This is a genomic window from Mycobacterium sp. E3251 (assembly GCF_001666835.1).
Taxonomy (GTDB): Bacteria; Actinomycetota; Actinomycetes; order Mycobacteriales; family Mycobacteriaceae; genus Mycobacterium.
This window is the reverse complement of sequence record NZ_LZJF01000154.1, coordinates 1-17,532: the sequence shown is the minus strand read 5'-3', so window position 1 is coordinate 17,532 and position 17,532 is coordinate 1. Positions and strand designations below refer to the sequence as shown.

At 68.0% G+C, this 17,532-nt stretch carries 20 protein-coding genes; 16 read left to right on the top strand and 4 right to left on the bottom strand.

Annotation, left to right across the window (positions count from 1 at the left end):
• Positions 1-51: 51 nt before the first annotated feature.
• On the bottom strand, positions 52-540 hold the full coding sequence (locus A5697_RS18810; RefSeq protein WP_068011652.1) for a DUF3060 domain-containing protein: 489 nt from the start codon (positions 538-540) through the stop codon (positions 52-54).
• Positions 541-599: 59 nt separating this feature from the next.
• Entirely contained in the window at positions 600-968 is a 369-nt protein-coding gene (locus tag A5697_RS18805) for a DUF3060 domain-containing protein (protein ID WP_067944847.1), read from the bottom strand.
• 137 nt (positions 969-1,105) lie between these two features.
• On the opposite strand from A5697_RS18805, the gene A5697_RS18800 reads away from it, so the two are divergent.
• From A5697_RS18800 to A5697_RS18760, 9 genes are all read left to right on the top strand, one after another.
• Complete coding sequence (locus tag A5697_RS18800) at positions 1,106-1,738, top strand: TetR/AcrR family transcriptional regulator (RefSeq protein ID WP_067944846.1); 633 nt, start codon at positions 1,106-1,108, stop codon at positions 1,736-1,738.
• 245 nt (positions 1,739-1,983) lie between these two features.
• On the top strand, positions 1,984-2,358 hold the full coding sequence (gene rpsL / locus A5697_RS18795) for a 30S ribosomal protein S12 (protein ID WP_007167812.1): 375 nt from the start codon (positions 1,984-1,986) through the stop codon (positions 2,356-2,358).
• Positions 2,358-2,828, top strand: coding sequence for a 30S ribosomal protein S7 (gene rpsG, locus A5697_RS18790; RefSeq protein WP_007167813.1), 471 nt, complete (start codon positions 2,358-2,360; stop codon positions 2,826-2,828). Before rpsL ends, rpsG begins: the two co-directional genes overlap by 1 nt.
• Before the next feature lie 68 nt (positions 2,829-2,896).
• Entirely contained in the window at positions 2,897-5,002 is a 2,106-nt protein-coding gene (fusA, locus tag A5697_RS18785; RefSeq protein ID WP_082953480.1) for an elongation factor G, read from the top strand.
• 109 nt (positions 5,003-5,111) lie between these two features.
• On the top strand, positions 5,112-6,302 hold the full coding sequence (gene tuf, locus A5697_RS18780) for an elongation factor Tu (RefSeq protein ID WP_066951944.1): 1,191 nt from the start codon (positions 5,112-5,114) through the stop codon (positions 6,300-6,302).
• A 134-nt stretch (positions 6,303-6,436) separates the two neighbouring features.
• Entirely contained in the window at positions 6,437-7,192 is a 756-nt protein-coding gene (locus tag A5697_RS27320; RefSeq protein WP_082953479.1) for a PE family protein, read from the top strand.
• An 89-nt stretch (positions 7,193-7,281) separates the two neighbouring features.
• Positions 7,282-8,121, top strand: coding sequence for an SHOCT domain-containing protein (locus A5697_RS18770; protein WP_068011651.1), 840 nt, complete (start codon positions 7,282-7,284; stop codon positions 8,119-8,121).
• Between the two features lie 49 nt (positions 8,122-8,170).
• On the top strand, positions 8,171-8,989 hold the full coding sequence (locus A5697_RS18765) for a mycofactocin-coupled SDR family oxidoreductase (RefSeq protein ID WP_082953478.1): 819 nt from the start codon (positions 8,171-8,173) through the stop codon (positions 8,987-8,989).
• A 25-nt stretch (positions 8,990-9,014) separates the two neighbouring features.
• Positions 9,015-10,190 (top strand): NAD(P)/FAD-dependent oxidoreductase, encoded by a 1,176-nt coding sequence (locus A5697_RS18760; protein WP_067944843.1) that lies wholly within the window; start codon positions 9,015-9,017, stop codon positions 10,188-10,190.
• 51 nt (positions 10,191-10,241) lie between these two features.
• Here A5697_RS18760 and A5697_RS18755 read toward each other — a convergent pair whose 3' ends face one another.
• Together A5697_RS18755 and mftR are read right to left on the bottom strand one after the other, a co-directional pair.
• The gene (locus tag A5697_RS18755) at positions 10,242-11,285 is read right to left on the bottom strand and encodes a DUF2332 domain-containing protein (protein WP_068011650.1); all 1,044 of its coding nucleotides are present in this window, start codon (positions 11,283-11,285) and stop codon (positions 10,242-10,244) included.
• Complete coding sequence (mftR, locus tag A5697_RS18750) at positions 11,282-11,878, bottom strand: mycofactocin system transcriptional regulator (RefSeq protein WP_197501063.1); 597 nt, start codon at positions 11,876-11,878, stop codon at positions 11,282-11,284. The genes A5697_RS18755 and mftR overlap by 4 nt, the downstream gene beginning before the upstream one ends.
• 99 nt (positions 11,879-11,977) lie before the next feature.
• Here mftR and mftA point away from each other — a divergent pair, with 99 nt between their 5' ends.
• The 7 genes from mftA to A5697_RS18715 form a co-directional block, all read left to right on the top strand.
• Entirely contained in the window at positions 11,978-12,067 is a 90-nt protein-coding gene (mftA, locus tag A5697_RS27825; RefSeq protein WP_040621348.1) for a mycofactocin precursor MftA, read from the top strand.
• 5 nt (positions 12,068-12,072) lie between these two features.
• Complete coding sequence (gene mftB, locus A5697_RS18740) at positions 12,073-12,345, top strand: mycofactocin biosynthesis chaperone MftB (RefSeq protein ID WP_231588695.1); 273 nt, start codon at positions 12,073-12,075, stop codon at positions 12,343-12,345.
• Positions 12,342-13,517 (top strand): mycofactocin radical SAM maturase, encoded by a 1,176-nt coding sequence (gene mftC / locus A5697_RS18735; RefSeq protein ID WP_067944839.1) that lies wholly within the window; start codon positions 12,342-12,344, stop codon positions 13,515-13,517. The genes mftB and mftC overlap by 4 nt, the downstream gene beginning before the upstream one ends.
• 2 nt (positions 13,518-13,519) lie before the next feature.
• Entirely contained in the window at positions 13,520-14,710 is a 1,191-nt protein-coding gene (gene mftD, locus A5697_RS18730) for a pre-mycofactocin synthase MftD (RefSeq protein WP_068011649.1), read from the top strand.
• Between the two features lie 164 nt (positions 14,711-14,874).
• The gene (mftE, locus tag A5697_RS18725; RefSeq protein WP_068011648.1) at positions 14,875-15,618 is read left to right on the top strand and encodes a mycofactocin biosynthesis peptidyl-dipeptidase MftE; all 744 of its coding nucleotides are present in this window, start codon (positions 14,875-14,877) and stop codon (positions 15,616-15,618) included.
• Complete coding sequence (gene mftF / locus A5697_RS18720; protein WP_068011647.1) at positions 15,615-17,027, top strand: mycofactocin biosynthesis glycosyltransferase MftF; 1,413 nt, start codon at positions 15,615-15,617, stop codon at positions 17,025-17,027. Before mftE ends, mftF begins: the two co-directional genes overlap by 4 nt.
• A 19-nt stretch (positions 17,028-17,046) precedes the next feature.
• Positions 17,047-17,532: GMC family oxidoreductase N-terminal domain-containing protein (locus A5697_RS18715; protein WP_231972111.1), on the top strand; the 486-nt coding region annotated here is incomplete at its 3' end.

The following is a 17,532-nucleotide window of genomic DNA, read 5'->3' as shown; positions in this document are numbered from 1 at the left end:
GGGAGATGAAAGCCTTTGTAGCGCAACGGCAAGGCGCGCTACGTTCGCCGGCTAGCCGCCCTTGGTGATGGTGTTGCCGGAACCCAGGTTGTCGACCTTGGGCGCACCGTCTTTGTAGGTGATGGTGTTGTTGAGCCCTACCACGCTGATGCGGGTGTCGACCTTGTCCAGGGTGATCTTGTTGTCCGTGCCGCCGACGGTTACTGTCGCGCAGCTGCCCGTGACCGTCAGGGTGTTGTTCGAACCGCCCACGTTCAGCGACTTGCCGCTGGCGCAGTCAAGCGTCGCGGTGGTGCCCATCGAGCCGTAGTTGAGCGTATTGCCGATTTCGACCGACGCGGTGGTGCTCGCCCCGCTCGACCCCGTGGTCGGGGCCGCCCCGGCGCTCGTCGTCGTCGTGCTGCTCTTCGTTGTCGTGGTCGTGGCACCGCCGGGCGGGTTGGCCGTCGAACTGCACCCTGCAACCAGCATGGCTGCGACGGCCGGCGCCACGGCGAGCGCGGTCAGCCCCGAGGGGCGGTCAAAGATGTGGGCGGACATTGTTCTCGATCCCCTCGATTCGGATGCTCTTCGGTTTGGGTGGCGATGTGGTGCCGGGTTCAGCCGGGCACCTGCTGGAGCCGGTTGGTCATGCCCAACTCGCGGCCGCGGTCCCAGATGAACGGCGTGCCGTTGTGGTAGAACACCGTCTGGTCGTAGCCGTAGACGGTGATGTCGTGCGAGACCGAATCGGCGACGACGGTGTTGGACGAGCCCATCACCGTGACCGCGTAGCAGTTGCCCAGCGCGGTGACGTTGTTGAAGGAGCCGTTGACGAACAGCGTGGCGTCGTTGCAGTCGAGCGTCTGCTGGATGCCCTGCCCGATGACGTGGGTGTCGCCGTTCTTCGCGTGAGCCGGGGGAGCGGATGCCGCGGCGGCGGTGATGACACAGGTTGCCAGCGACCCGGCGACGGTTGTCCAGTTCACTGCGGGCCCCCTTTTTGACCGGTGGATCTGCTCGATGAGATTACGTCCATCCGGCCATGGCTGAAACGGTTTCGCGGTCGGCGTCAACTAGAGTCATTAGTTAAGCACCACGATCATCGCAAGCGAAGGGCCTCGCCATGGCAGCTCACCCGGAAACGCCGTCGGCGGCCGGGCGCCCGCGGGCGGGAAGAACCGGCTCGCGCCCGGCGAAGCTGAGCCGCGAGGGCATCATCGACGGCGCGCTCACCTTCCTGGACCGGGAAGGCTGGGACGCCCTCACCATCAACGCGCTGGCGATGCAGCTGGGCACCAAGGGGCCGTCGCTGTACAACCACGTCGACAGCCTGGAGGACCTGCGCCGCGCGGTGCGGATCCGCGTCATCGACGACATCATCACGATGCTGAACAGGGTCGGCGAGGGCCGCGCCCGCGACGACGCGGTGCTGGTCATGGCGGGCGCGTACCGCAGCTACGCCCATCACCACCCCGGCCGGTACTCGGCGTTCACCCGGATGCCGCTGGGCGGCGACGACCCCGAGTACACGGCGGCGACCCGGGGTGCCGCGGCGCCGGTGATCTCGGTGCTGTCCTCCTACGGTCTCGACGGCGACGAGGCGTTCCACGCGGCCCTGGAGTTCTGGTCCGCGCTACACGGCTTCGTGCTGCTGGAAATGACCGGTGTCATGGACGACATCGACACCGACGCGCTGTTCTCGGACATGGTGCTGCGGCTGGCTGCAGGCATGGAGCGGCGCGTCGCGCACGGTTAACCGCCGCTTTGACCTGCGAGACCGGCGGCGGGTATTGTGGAGGCTCGTGCCTGGCGGCTTGCGGCGCCTAACCGTAAGGAAGTGGATGCCGGGCGAATTCGCATGTCCACGATGCATCGGATCTTTCTCCGGTGCGCAGCGCGTGCGACACACCCGGCCGCGGGGTAGTGCGGCCGGACATAACTGCAGTACGAAGACTTGAGAACCGCCGACAAACGCATAACACGAACACAGAAAGCCGGTAGATGCCAACGATTCAGCAGCTGGTCCGCAAGGGTCGCCGCGACAAGATCGCCAAGGTCAAGACCGCGGCCCTGAAGGGCAGCCCGCAGCGCCGTGGCGTATGCACTCGCGTGTACACGACCACCCCGAAGAAGCCGAACTCGGCCCTTCGGAAGGTCGCGCGCGTGAAGCTGACGAGCCAGGTCGAGGTCACCGCCTACATCCCGGGTGAGGGCCACAACCTGCAGGAGCACTCGATGGTGCTGGTGCGTGGTGGCCGAGTCAAGGACCTGCCAGGCGTGCGGTACAAGATCATCCGCGGTTCGCTCGACACCCAGGGGGTCAAGAACCGCAAGCAGGCCCGCAGCCGTTACGGCGCGAAGAAGGAGAAGAGCTGATGCCGCGCAAGGGGCCCGCGCCGAAGCGTCCGTTGGTCAACGACCCTGTCTACGGGTCGCAGCTGGTCACCCAGCTGGTGAACAAAGTTCTCCTGCAGGGGAAGAAATCGCTGGCCGAACGCATTGTTTATGGTGCGCTCGAGAACGCCCGCGACAAGACGGGCACCGATCCGGTGATCACGCTCAAGCGCGCTCTCGACAACGTCAAGCCCGCGCTGGAGGTGCGCAGCCGCCGCGTCGGCGGTGCGACCTACCAGGTGCCGGTCGAGGTCCGTCCGGACCGGTCCACCACGCTGGCGCTGCGCTGGCTGGTGAGCTTCTCGCGGCAGCGCCGGGAGAAGACGATGGTCGAGCGGCTGGCGAACGAGATCCTGGACGCCAGCAACGGCCTGGGGGCCTCCGTCAAGAGGCGCGAGGACACCCACAAGATGGCCGAGGCAAACCGCGCCTTCGCGCACTATCGCTGGTGATCACGCCGGCATAGTCGCCGGCGCGCACACGACAGCAACCAAGCAATCGAAAGAGTGGGAAGACTTCTGTGGCACAGAAGGACGTGCTGACCGACCTGACCAAGGTCCGCAACATCGGCATCATGGCGCACATCGACGCCGGCAAGACGACGACGACCGAGCGCATCCTCTACTACACCGGTATCAGCTACAAGATCGGTGAGGTCCACGATGGCGCCGCCACCATGGACTGGATGGAGCAGGAGCAGGAGCGGGGAATCACCATCACCTCCGCGGCCACCACCTGCTTCTGGAACGACAACCAGATCAACATCATCGACACCCCCGGGCACGTCGACTTCACCGTCGAGGTGGAGCGCAGCCTGCGCGTGCTCGACGGTGCCGTCGCCGTCTTCGACGGCAAGGAGGGCGTCGAGCCGCAGTCCGAGCAGGTGTGGCGCCAGGCCGACAAGTACGACGTCCCGCGGATCTGCTTCGTCAACAAGATGGACAAGATCGGCGCCGACTTCTACTTCTCGGTGCGCACGATGGAAGAGCGCCTGGGCGCCAACGTCATCCCGATCCAGCTGCCGGTCGGCTCCGAAGGCGACTTCGAGGGCGTCGTCGACCTGGTCGAGATGAAGGCCAAGGTGTGGAGCGCCGAGGCCAAGCTCGGCGAGAAGTACGACGTCGTCGACATCCCCGCCGACCTGCAGGAGAAGGCCGACGAGTACCGCACCAAGCTGCTGGAGGCCGTCGCCGAGACCGACGAGGCGCTGCTGGAGAAGTACCTGGGCGGCGAGGAGCTCACCGTCGAGGAGATCAAGGGCGCCATCCGCAAGCTGACCATCAGCTCGGAGGCCTACCCGGTGCTGTGCGGCAGCGCGTTCAAGAACAAGGGCGTGCAGCCCATGCTGGACGCGGTCATCGACTACCTGCCCTCGCCGCTGGACGTGCCGCCGGCCGTCGGCCACGCCCCGGGCAAGGAGGACGTCGAGGTCATCCGCAAGCCGTCGACCGACGAGCCGTTCTCCGCGCTGGCCTTCAAGGTCGCGACGCACCCGTTCTTCGGCAAGCTCACCTACGTCCGGGTGTACTCGGGCAAGGTCGACTCCGGCAGCCAGGTCATCAACTCCACGAAGGGCAAGAAGGAGCGGCTGGGCAAGCTGTTCCAGATGCACTCCAACAAGGAGAACCCGGTGGAGACCGCCTCGGCGGGTCACATCTACGCGGTGATCGGCCTGAAGGACACCACCACCGGCGACACCCTGAGCGACCCGAACGACCAGGTCGTGCTGGAGTCGATGACCTTCCCCGACCCGGTCATCGAGGTGGCCATCGAGCCCAAGACGAAGAGCGACCAGGAGAAGCTGTCGCTGTCGATCCAGAAGCTCGCCGAGGAGGACCCGACGTTCAAGGTGCACCTGGACCAGGAGACCGGCCAGACCGTGATCGGCGGGATGGGCGAGCTGCACCTGGACATCCTGGTGGACCGCATGCGCCGGGAGTTCAAGGTCGAGGCCAACGTCGGTAAGCCGCAGGTGGCTTACAAGGAGACCATCAAGCGGGCCGCGAACAACGTCGAGTTCACCCACAAGAAGCAGACGGGTGGCTCCGGCCAGTTCGCGAAGGTGATCATCAACCTCGAGCCGTTCGCGGGCGAGGACGGTGCGACCTACGAGTTCGAGAACAAGGTCACCGGTGGGCGCATCCCCCGGGAGTACATCCCGTCGGTGGACGCCGGTGCGCAGGACGCCATGCAATACGGTGTGCTGGCCGGCTACCCGCTGGTGAATCTAAAGGTCACGCTGCTCGATGGCGCCTTCCACGAGGTGGACTCGTCGGAGATGGCGTTCAAGATCGCCGGTTCGCAGGTGCTGAAGAAGGCTGCGCAGCAAGCCCAGCCGGTGATCCTGGAACCGATCATGGCCGTCGAGGTCACCACGCCCGAGGACTACATGGGCGACGTGATCGGCGACTTGAACTCCCGCCGTGGCCAGATCCAGGCCATGGAGGAGCGGAGCGGTGCACGCGTCGTCAAGGCGCACGTGCCGCTGTCGGAGATGTTCGGCTACGTCGGCGACCTGAGGTCCAAGACCCAAGGCCGGGCGAACTACTCCATGGTGTTCGACTCGTACGCCGAAGTGCCGGCGAACGTGTCGAAGGAGATCATCGCGAAGGCGACGGGTCAGTAAACCTGCACGCGGAGTAATCTTGCCGGGTCATTGCAAAGCCTTGGGCGCGGCACAACTGAAAACACCAACACTGCTTTAACGAGCACCAACAGTCCAGGAGGACAACGAAGTGGCGAAGGCGAAGTTCGAGCGGACGAAGCCGCACGTCAACATTGGGACCATCGGTCACGTTGACCACGGCAAGACGACGCTGACCGCGGCTATCACCAAGGTTCTGCACGACAAGTACCCGGACCTGAACGAGTCCCGCGCGTTCGACCAGATCGACAACGCTCCCGAGGAGCGTCAGCGCGGTATCACGATCAACATCTCCCACGTGGAGTACCAGACCGACAAGCGGCACTATGCCCACGTCGACGCCCCGGGTCACGCCGACTACATCAAGAACATGATCACCGGTGCGGCCCAGATGGACGGCGCGATCCTGGTGGTTGCCGCCACTGACGGCCCGATGCCGCAGACCCGTGAGCACGTGCTGCTCGCGCGTCAGGTCGGGGTGCCCTACATCCTGGTCGCCCTCAACAAGGCCGACATGGTCGACGACGAGGAGCTGCTGGAGCTCGTCGAGATGGAGGTCCGCGAGCTGCTGGCCGCCCAGGAGTTCGACGAGGACGCCCCGGTGGTTCGGGTCTCGGCGCTGAAGGCGCTCGAGGGCGACGCCAAGTGGGTCGAGTCGGTCGAGCAGCTGATGGAGGCCGTCGACGAGTCGATCCCGGACCCGGTCCGTGAGACCGAGAAGCCGTTCCTGATGCCGGTGGAGGACGTGTTCACCATCACCGGTCGTGGCACCGTGGTCACCGGTCGTGTCGAGCGCGGTGTGATCAACGTGAACGAGGAAGTCGAGATCGTCGGTATCAAGCCGACCAGCACCAAGACCACCGTCACCGGTGTGGAGATGTTCCGCAAGCTGCTTGACCAGGGACAGGCCGGCGACAACGTCGGGCTGCTGCTGCGTGGTATCAAGCGCGAGGACGTCGAGCGCGGTCAGGTCGTCGTGAAGCCCGGCACCACCACGCCGCACACCGAGTTCGAGGGCAGCGTCTACATCCTGTCCAAGGACGAGGGCGGCCGGCACACGCCGTTCTTCAACAACTACCGTCCGCAGTTCTACTTCCGCACCACCGACGTGACCGGCGTGGTGACGCTGCCGGAGGGCACCGAAATGGTGATGCCCGGCGACAACACCAACATCTCGGTCAAGCTGATCCAGCCCGTCGCCATGGACGACGGTCTGCGGTTCGCGATCCGCGAGGGTGGCCGCACCGTCGGCGCCGGCCGGGTCGTCAAGATCATCAAGTAGGTCCAGTTCGCCGTAGAGCCCGGGCTGCCGATTTCGGCGGTCCGGGCTTTACGCGTTTTACCGGGCCGGCTGTTGACGATTCCGCTACGATTCCGGGACAAGGGAGTCGGGGGAGAAAGGGCCGGGAGGTTCGGATGTCCTTCGTATTCGCGACGCCCGAGTACGTCGCCGCCGCGGCGTCGGATCTAGCCAGGATCGGCTGGACGATCACTTCGGCGAACTCGATGGCGCTGGGACCGACGTCGAGCGTGCTGGCACCGGGTGCCGACGAGGTGTCGGCCGGGATCGCGTCGCTGTTCGACGCGCATTCCCAGGTCTACCAGGCGCTCAGCGCTCAAGCCGCGGCGTTTCACAACCAGTTCGTGCAGCTGATGAACGGCGGCGCGGCGCAGTACCTCGCCACCGAGGCCGCCAACACCACGCCCCTGCAGTCGGCGGCGGCCCCCGCGTCGGTCGCGGCGCAGCTGCCCGCGGCGTCGGCCGCGGGTGGTTCGGCGCCGGGCGTACCGGCCGCACCCCTGATGTCGGCGGTCGCGCCGGCCTCGGCGATCGCCGGCGCGCAGGCACCGGTCAGTCAAACGGCAGCCGCGGTTACCACCGGGCCTGCGGCGGTGGCGGCCCCGGCCACCACATCGGCGACGCCGGTGCGGATGGTGACTCCCGCCTACGGCCCGGCCACCGCGCAGCCCGCGGCTAGTGCGCCGGCGCCGGTCAATCCGCTCGCCTCGACCCCGGCGCAGGTGGAGACGCCGCAGGCGGCCGCGGCCCCGGCGATGCCGGTATCGACCGGCACGCCGGTGAAGATGGTGTCGGCTCATTCGCCCACCGCTCCGACGTCGGCGGAGTCTTCGGCGCGCCCGGCGCCGACGCTCATACCCAAGGTGGACTGACGCCCGTCCGGTTTGCGCGTATGGCGCGCGCCGCGACAGCGCGAGAGCTAACCTGACACCCAAAATCCCAGCAAGGGTAAGGAGAACTCGTGTTGGCGCGCTACCTGAAGGCACAGTTGGTGGTTTTGCTGTGCGGCGGCCTGGTCGGGCCGATTTTCTTGATCGTCTACTTCACCCTCGGGCTCGGCAGCCTGCTGCAGTGGATGTTCTACGTCGGACTGCTCATCACCGTGGCCGACGTGCTGATCGCGCTCGCGTTGGCCAACTACGGGGCGAAGTCCTCGGCCAAGAATGCGGAGCTCGAACAGAACGGGGTGCTGGCGCTCGCTCAGATCACCGGTGTCACCGAGACCGGGACGTGGATCAACAACCAGCAGGTGGTCAAAGTGCACCTGCACATCTCCGGGCCAGGGGTGCTGCCGTTCGACAGCGAGGACCGGGTGATCGCGAGCGTGACCCGGCTCGGCAACCTCAGCGCCCGCAAGGTGGTGGTGTTGGTCAACCCCACCACCAACGAATACCGAATCGACTGGGAGCGAAGCGCGTTGGTCAACGGCCTGGTGCCGGCGCAATTCACCGTGGCCGAGGACAACAGGACCTACGACCTGAGCGGGCAGGCCGGCCCGTTGATGGAGATCCTGCAGATCCTCAAGGCCAACAACGTTCCGCTCAACCGGATGGTCGACATCCGGTCGAATCCGGCGCTGCGCCAGCAGGTTCAGGCGGTGGTGCGCCGCGCCGCCGAACAACAGGCGCCCGCCGCGCAGGCCGCCCAACCTGCCGCCGCCGCGGGGCCGGCACCGGTGGTGACGCCCCCGCAACCGTCGATCGCGCAGCGGCTCCAGGAGCTCGAGACGTTACGCGCCAGCGGCGCGCTGACCGACGACGAGTACAACAGCCGGCGGGCCCAGATCATCTCCGAAATCTGATCGGCGGGCGACTTAGAACAGGTTTCAGTTCCGCTGCTAGCCTGACTCCGTGACTGGATCACTGCAGGGGCGGGTGGCTTTTATTACCGGCGCCGCCCGCGCCCAGGGCCGTTCGCACGCGGTGCGGCTGGCCCGGGAGGGCGCCGACATCATCGCGCTCGACATCTGCGCCCCGGCGTCGAAGAGCCTGACCTACCCGCCCGCGACGCCGGAGGACCTCGCTGAGACCGTCCGCCTGGTGGAAGCCGAGGGCCGCAAGGTGTTGGCCCGCGAAGCCGACATCCGGGACGACGCCGCGCTGCGCCAACTGGTGGCCGACGGCGTCGAACAATTCGGGCGGCTCGACATCGTGGTGGCCAACGCGGGAGTCCTGAGTTGGGGCCGGCTTTGGGAGCTGACCGACGAGCAGTGGGACACGGTGATCGGGGTCAACCTGACCGGCACCTGGCGCACGCTGCGCGCCACCGTGCCCGCCATGATCGAAGCCGGCAACGGGGGTTCGATCGTGGTGGTCAGCTCGTCGGCGGGGCTGAAAGCCACTCCGGGCAACGGGCATTATTCGGCCAGCAAGCACGGACTCACCGCGCTGACCAACACCCTCGCGATCGAGCTCGGCGAATACAACATCCGGGTCAACTCCATCCACCCCTACTCGGTCGACACCCCGATGATCGAGCCGGAGGCGATGATGGAGATATTCGCCCGCCATCCCAGCTTCGTGCACAGCTTCCCCCCGATGCCGTTGCAGCCCAACGGCTTCATGGCACCCGACGAGGTGGCCGATGTCGTGGCGTGGCTAGCCGGCGACGGGGCGGGCACGGTGACCGGCACGCAGGTCCCCGTGGACAAGGGCGCCTTGAAGTATTGACCGGCGATCGTGGTATGAACTCCACGTGACCGCTAGCAAAGGAATAGTGATCGTCGGTGGCGGTCTGGCCGCCGCCCGGACCGCCGAGCAGCTCCGCCGATCCGAGTATGCCGGCCGCGTCACGATCGTCAGCGACGAGGTGCACGTGCCCTACGATCGCCCGCCGCTGTCAAAAGAGGTGCTGCGCAAAGAGGTCGACGACGTGGCCCTCAAACCGCGCGAGTGGTACGACGAGAACGACATCACCCTGCGGCTGGGTGCGGCCGCCACCAGCCTGGACACCGCGGCGCAGACGGTGACGCTGGCCGACGGGTCCGTGATCGGCTACGACGAACTCGTCATCGCGACCGGCCTGGTGCCGCGGCGCATCCCGACGCTGCCGGATCTCGAGGGCATCAGGGTGCTGCGCACGTTCGACGAGAGCATGGCGCTGCGTGAGCACGCGTCCGCGTGCCAGCGCGCCGTCATCGTCGGCGCCGGCTTCATCGGCTGTGAGGTGGCGGCCAGCCTACGGAGCCTCGGGGTGGACGTCGTGTTGGTTGAGCCGCAGCCGACGCCCCTGGCATCCGTGCTCGGCGAGCGGATCGGCGAGCTGGTCGCGCGCCTGCACCGCGCGGAGGGGGTCGACGTGCGCCTCGGTGTCGGGGTGGCCGAAGTGCGCGGCGACGAGCGGGTGGACACGGTGGTGCTGACCGACGGTACCGAGCTCGCCGCGGACCTGGTGGTCATCGGCATCGGATCCCGCCCCGCCACGGGCTGGCTCGAGGGCAGCGGCATCGCGGTCGACAACGGCGTGCTCTGCGACGAGGCCGGACGGACCAGCGCACCGAACGTGTGGGCGCTCGGTGACGTCGCCTCCTGGCGCGACGCGACGGGACATCAAGCGCGCGTGGAACATTGGAGCAACGTCGCCGACCAGACCCGCGTGGTGGTGCCCGCGATGCTGGGACGGGACGTGTCGTCGGCGGTGGTCGTCCCGTACTTCTGGAGCGACCAGTACGACGTCAAGATCCAGTGCCTCGGAGAGCCCGAGGCCACCGACTCCGTCCACCTCGTCGAAGACGACGGCCGCAAGTTCCTGGCGTATTACGAGCGCGACGGCGTGCTGGTCGGGGTGGTGGGCGGCGGGATGCCCGGCAAGGTCATGAAGGTGCGCGCCAAGATCGCCGCCGGTGCGCCCATCTCGGACGTGCTGGGCTGACTTTGGCGGGTAAAGGCGTTGGGCTACAGCCGTTCTCGCCCGTCCGGCGGCTCACAGCCAGCGCACCGGCGGGCCATGCGGATGGCATTCGCCGAGAATCTCGAGGTCGCCGCCCGGCCAGCGGCGCGCCCGCACCAAGAACCGGATCGGTGAGTCGGGCCGGTCACGCGCCGGCTCCAGGGTGAGGTGGACGAACGGCGACCGTTCATCCGCCTGCTCGCCCAGCGCGCGAACGCGCGCGCGGACGGTCTCCCGCTCCTCGTCGGACAGGTATTGCCAGGTGATGGAATGCCACAGCACCGTCAGCGCGCCCGCGGCCAGCGTCAGGCCGGCGACCGCGTCGGCGGCCGTCTGGCGCTCCAGCCCGGCCGGCACCCGCCTGGCGACCTCGATGGCGCCGCGCAGCCGCTCGAGCCGGGCGCTCTGATCGGGCCACACGTAGCTCAACACGGTGAGCTCCCCGTCGGCCCCGGTGACGTCGATGGGTGCGATGTCATAGCCGCGCCGCTCGACGATCCGCACCCGGCCGTGCGGCAGCGCGCCGCGCCACGCGTCCTCGATAATCACCGGCGAATCACCCGGTCCCCACTGGCCGCCGGCGAAGCGGTAACCGTAATGATCCCCGCGCAGGTTCAGCCCCGCGCTTGATCCGATCTCGAAAAGCCTTATCGGCAGGTCGAATTCACGGTTGACGCCTAACAGGCCACCGATCAGCGCGGCGGACCGCCCGACCTCGTTGGTCTGGGGCGGTTGCCGCAACGCCGCCCGCAGCGCCTCGGAGTGGGTGATCGCGACGTCCTTGATCTCCGGCCACGCCGAGTCGGCGTCCCAGCTGCCCCCGGTGCTGGGGTACCAACGGCGCAGGTGCGCCGCCCGGCCGTCGAGCACCAATCGGTGCAGGCCGCCGAGCAGTCGCAGCGGCACCGCAAGGCGCGACGGGGCGTCCTCGTGCCCGGACAAGATGGCGGCGAAGACGCCGTCGGCGGCGACGTCGCTGGCCACCAGCTCGAAAAGCTCCCCATACATCGGTGAGCCCGAGCCGGCACAGAACCGCCCCTGCGCGTGCAGGGTGTGCAGCAGGTGGTCGCCGGTCACCGATCCAGCCTGTCCAGTCCGGCGCCGACAACGTCAAACGCGTTGCCCAGCGCGGTCGGGAGTGGAACGGACTCGTCACCCAGCCAGTGCTCGTAGGCCGACAGCGCCACCGCGAGCATGGTCCAGGCGGCGGTTTGGGGCACCAGGTCGGTCGTCTTGCGGTCCGACCGGCGGGCCACGAAATCGGCGATCACCTCCCGCCAGCCCGCGTACATCGTCATCGAATAGGCCTGCAGTTCGGCCGTCTGCAGGATCACTCGCATGCGCTGGCGGTGCCGTGCGGTCTCGGACTCGTCAAAGGTGTTGAACGCCAACAGCGCATCGCGCAGGGCCTGGCCCAGCGGCACCCGCGGATCGACGTTGTCGAGCAAGTCGCGCAGGTGCGCGAGGTGGGTGTCGAAGTCGCCCCAGGGGATGGCGTTCTTGGACGCGTAGTAGCGAAACAGCGTCCGCCGCGAGATGCCCGCGGCCTGCGCGACGTCGTCGACACTGACCTCGGCGAAGCCGCGGGCGCTGAACAGTTCGATGGCCACGTCGGTGATCTGGTGCGGAGTCGTCGAGCGGCGACGGCCCACCCGTGGCTGCGGCACCATGACACCCCGCCCTTCCATTTCGGCACTCGATGCCATATTCTGACGAAGCTTGTGACTCGATCCCCATCGTTGTCAAGAACCGACGAAAGGCAATGACCCGTGGACCACGAAACCGAGACCGAAACCCAGCTCGTCGCCGAGACCCTGGTCGAAGAGGTGTCCATCGACGGCATGTGCGGGGTCTACTGACCCGCGTGTTCGACCCCGACCGCGGCTGGCGGTTGCACCCACAGGTGGCGGTCCGCCCCGAACCGTTCGGGGCGCTGCTCTACCACTTCGGCACCCGCAAGCTGTCCTTTCTCAAGAACCGCACCATTCTGACGGTGGTGCGGTCGCTGGCCGACCATCCCGATGTGCACTCCGCCTGCCGAGCGGCGGGTGTGGACGACTCGGGTGAGGCGCCGTACTTGCACGCGCTGGGCGTGTTGGCCGATTCGAAGATGTTGGTACCTCAGGAGGTTCCATGACCGCCGGACTGGCCAGAGTGCCGCGGCTCATCGAGCAGTTCGAGAGCGGGCTGGATGCACCCATCTGCCTGACGTGGGAGTTGACGTACGCCTGCAACTTGGCGTGCGTGCACTGCCTCTCGTCCTCGGGTAAACGGGACCCGCGGGAGCTGTCCACCCGGCAATGCATGGACATCATCGACGAGCTCGAACGCATGCAGGTGTTCTACGTCAACATCGGCGGCGGGGAGCCCACCGTGCGCCCGGACTTCTGGGAGCTGGTCGACTACGCCACCGCGCACCACGTCGGGGTGAAGTTCTCCACCAACGGGGTCCGCATCACCGAAGAGGTCGCCGCCCGGCTGGCGGCCAGCGACTACGTGGATGTCCAGATCTCGCTCGACGGGGCCACCGCGGAGGTCAACGACGCGGTCCGGGGCCCGGGATCCTTCGACATGGCCGTGCGCGCGCTGGAGAACCTCGCGGACGCCGGCTTCGCCGACGCGAAGATCTCCGTCGTGGTCACTCGGCACAACGTCGACCAGCTCGACGAATTCGCCGCGCTGGCAAGCCGTTACGGCGCCACCCTGCGGATCACCCGGCTGCGTCCCTCGGGCCGGGGCGCGGACGTCTGGGAGGACCTGCACCCCACCGCCGAGCAGCAGGTGCAGCTGTATGACTGGCTGGTGGCCAAGGGGGAGCGGGTGCTCACCGGCGACTCCTTCTTCCATCTGTCGCCGCTGGGCTCCTCGGGCGCGCTGGCCGGCCTGAACATGTGCGGCGCCGGCCGGGTGGTGTGCCTGATCGACCCGGTGGGCGACGTGTATGCGTGCCCGTTCGCCATCCACGACCGCTTCCTGGCCGGAAACGTGTTGACCGACGGGGGATTCGACAACGTCTGGAAGAACGCACCGCTGTTCCGTGAGCTCCGCGAACCGCAGTCCGCGGGCGCCTGCGGCAGCTGCGATCACTACGACGCCTGCCGGGGCGGCTGCATGGCGGCCAAGTTCTTCACCGGCCTGCCGATGGACGGGCCGGATCCCGAATGCGTCCAGGGCCACAGCGCGTCGGCGCTGGCCCGCCGGCGCGAGACGCCGCGCCCCCGCGCCGACCATTCCCGGAAGTCCGGCGGCCCCGTACTCCTGAAACTGTCCCGGCCACCCGCGCGGCTGTGCAACGAAAGCCCCGTGTGATCATGGCCGGCCAATGGTTCGAAACCGTCGCCATCGCGCAGCAGCGCGCGAAGCGGCGGCTGCCGAAATCCGTTTACTCGGCGCTGCTTGCGGGCAGCGAAAAGGGCGTCACCGTCTCCGATAACGTCGCGGCGTTCGGTGAACTCGGATTCGCCCCGCACGTGGTGGGTGCGCAGGAAAAGCGCGACCTATCGACTACCGTGATGGGACAAGATATTTCGATGCCGGTGCTGATTTCGCCAACCGGTGTCCAGGCGGTCGATCCGGACGGTGAGGTCGCGGTCGCGCGGGCCGCGGCGGCGCGGGGGACGGCGATGGGCCTGTCCTCCTTCGCCAGCAAACCGATCGAGGAGGTCATCGGCGCCAACCCCAAGATCTTCTTCCAGGTGTACTGGCTGGGCGGGCGTGACGCGATCGCCGAGCGGGTCGAACGGGCGCGCCAGGCCGGGGCGGTCGGTTTGATCGTCACCACCGACTGGTCGTTCTCGCACGGGCGCGACTGGGGTAGCCCCCAGATCCCCGAAGCGATGAACCTGCGGACCGTCCTGCGGCAGTCTCCGGAAGCGGTCTTCAAGCCCCGCTGGCTGTGGAAATACGGCAAGACGCTGCGCCCGCCGGACTTGCGGGTGCCCAACCAGGGGCGCCGCGGTGAGCCCGGCCCGCCCTTCTTTGCCGCCTACGGCGAGTGGATGGGTACGCCGCCCCCGACGTGGGAGGACATCGCTTGGCTGCGCGAGCTGTGGGGCGGCCCCTTCATGCTCAAGGGCGTGATGCGTGTCGATGACGCGAAAAGGGCTGTGGATGCCGGGGTTTCGGCAATTTCGGTGTCGAACCACGGAGGTAACAACCTCGACGGCACGCCGGCCTCCATCCGCGCCCTGCCGGCGGTGGCTGCCGCGGTCGGCGATCAGGTCGAGGTGCTGCTCGACGGGGGCATCCGCCGCGGCAGCGACGTCGTGAAGGCCGTGGCGCTCGGGGCGCGCGCGGTGATGATCGGCCGCGCCTACCTGTGGGGCCTCGCCGCCGCCGGCCAGGCGGGCGTGGAGAACGTGCTCGACATCCTGCGTGGGGGGATCGACTCGGCGCTGATGGGTCTGGGCCACGCCAGCGTCCACGACCTCGGCCCGGACGACATCCTGGTGCCGCCCGGCTTCACCCGGGCGCTGGGTGTCCCGTCCGCCGGGCACGCCTGATCAGCTAATCACCGATATCCCGGGCAAATTTGTCCAGAATGCTCGCCGGCCTTGAAACGGTGGTACACGCGGGGTATCCGTGACGAACGAGCACAAATATCGAACCCCTGATGAACCAGTCAGAAAAAAATAGTTTTCAACAGACAACAATTGGTGCACGCCAGGTGAATTCGTCCTACCATCACCGAGTGCCCGTACTCGGCGAATTGGCGATGGCGACGTCAAGCCAGCTATCGGGTAGCTCGCCGTCGATATTGATCCCGCTTGGGTCGACCGAACAGCACGGTCCGCACCTGCCATTGGACACCGACACCCGGATCGCCACCGCGGTCGCCCGCGGGGCCCGGGCCGGTCTCGAAGCGCGCCTCGGGCCCGAGTGGTTGCTGGCGCCGGCCATCGCCTACGGGGCCAGCGGCGAGCACCAGAGTTTCGCCGGAACGATATCCATCGGCACCGAAGCCCTGACGACCCTGCTGGTGGAGTACGGCCGGTCGGCCGCCAGCTGGGCCAACCGCCTGGTCTTCATCAACGGCCATGGCGGCAACGTCGCGGCGCTGACCGCGGCGGTGGCCCGGCTGCGGGCCGAGGGCCGCGACGCCGGCTGGTGCCCATGCCTGGCCGACGGCGGCGATGCTCACGCCGGGCACACCGAAACCTCGCTGTTGCTGCACATCTCGCCGGGTGACGTGCTGACCGACCGGTGGCTCACCGGCAACCGGGCGCCGCTGCCGGAATTACTCCCCTCCATGCGGCGCGGGGGAGTCGCGGCGGTCAGCCCCGTGGGCGTGCTGGGGGACCCGACCACCGCGACCGCTGCCGAGGGCAAGCGCATCCTCGCCGAGATGGTCGACGGTGCTGTCCGGCGAGTGACCCGGTGGTCGCCCGGGCGCGACGGGATGCTTACATGACGGCGGCCCGGCTACCGGATGGCTTCGCCGTCCAGGTCGATCGTCGGGTGCGGGTGCTCGGCGATGGCTCGGCGCTGCTCGGTGGCTCGCCGACCCGGCTGCTGAAGCTGGCGCCGGCCGCACAGGACATGCTGTGCGACGGCCGGCTGAAGGTCCGTGACGACGTCAGCGCCCAGTTGGCCCGCACCTTGCTGGACGCCACGGTGGCACATCCGCGGCCGGCGGGCGGGCCGTCGCATCACGACGTCACCGTGGTAATTCCGGTGCGGGACAACCTTTCCGGTGTGCGGCGCTTGGTGAGCTCGCTGCGCGGCCTGCGGGTCATCGTGGTGGACGACGGTTCCTTCCCGCCGATCGAGCCCGACGACTTCGTCGGCGCGCACTGCGACGTCGAAGTGCTGCGGCACACACGCTCCAGGGGACCGGCCGCCGCCCGCAACACCGGGCTGGCCGCCTGCAGGACCGACTACGTCGCGTTTCTGGATTCCGACGTCGCGCCGCGGCGCGGCTGGCTGGAGGCGCTGCTCGGGCACTTCTGCGATCCCACCGTCGCCCTGACCGCGCCGCGCATCGTCGGGTTGTCGCAGAGCGAAAATGTGGTGGCCCGCTACGAGGCGGTGCATTCGTCGCTCGACCTCGGCGAGCGCGAAGCGCCGGTGCTGCCCCACAGCCAGGTGTCCTACGTGCCCAGCGCGGCGATCATCTGTCGGTGCTCCGCCCTGCGCAGTGTCGGCGGGTTCGACGAGACCCTGCAATCCGGTGAGGACGTCGACCTGTGTTGGCGGCTCATCGAGGCCGGCGCCCGGCTGCGCTACGAACCCATCGCGGTGGTCGCCCACGACCACCGCACCGAACTGCGGGATTGGCTCGCGCGCAAGGCGTTCTATGGCGGATCGGCCGCCCCGCTGTCGGTTCGCCATCCGGACAAGACGGCCCCGGTGGTGATCTCCGGCTGGGCGCTGATGACCTGGATCCTGGTGGCGTTCGGGACCAGCCTGTCCCAGCTGGCATCCGTCGTCGTCGCCATCCTGACCGGTCGCCGGATCGCCAGGGCGATGCGTGGCGCCGAGACGTCGATCACGGACGTGGCGGTGATCGCGACCCGCGGCCTGTGGTCGGCGGCGCTGCAGCTGGCGTCGGCCCTGTGTCGGCACTATTGGCCGGTGGCGCTGCTTGCCGCCACGCTGTCGCGACATTTCCGACGCGTCGTGCTGGTCGCGGCGATCATGGACGGCGTGGTGGACTGGCTGCGACGCCGCGACGCCATCGGCGACGATGCCGAACCGATAGGCCTGCTGACCTATCTGTTGCTCAAGCGGGTCGACGACCTGGCGTACGGCCTCGGGTTGTGGTGGGGCGTGGTGCGGGAGCGCAACCTGCGGGCGCTGAAACCCCAGATTCGCAGCTAGCCGCGACCTTGACCCGCCCTTGAGTAAGGCCGCCTCGCACAGCGACGTGCTGATCGTCGGTGCCGGCAGTGCTGGATCGGTTGTCGCCGAACGCCTTTCTGCCGAGCCGGGTTGCGCGGTGACTGTCCTCGAGGCGGGCCCGGCCCTCGATGATCCGGCATTGCTCGCTCAAACCGCGAACGGATTGCAGCTGCCGATCGGGGTCGGCAGCCCGCTGGTGCGCCGCTATCAGACCAGCCTGACCGATCGGCCAATGCGCGCGCACGCGCTCGTGCGCGGGGCGACGGTCGGCGGTTCCGGCGCGATCAATGGCGGCTACTTCTGCCGCGGGTTGCCGCGCGACTTCGACCGGTTATCGCTGCCCGGCTGGGCCTGGTCCGACGTCCTCGAGAGCTTCCGCGCCATCGAGACCGACCTGGACTTCAGTGGGCCGGCCCAGTGCCGGCAACAGGAAGCCCGCGCCGGATCCGGTACGCACACCGTCGACGATGTTCAGCGGGACGGC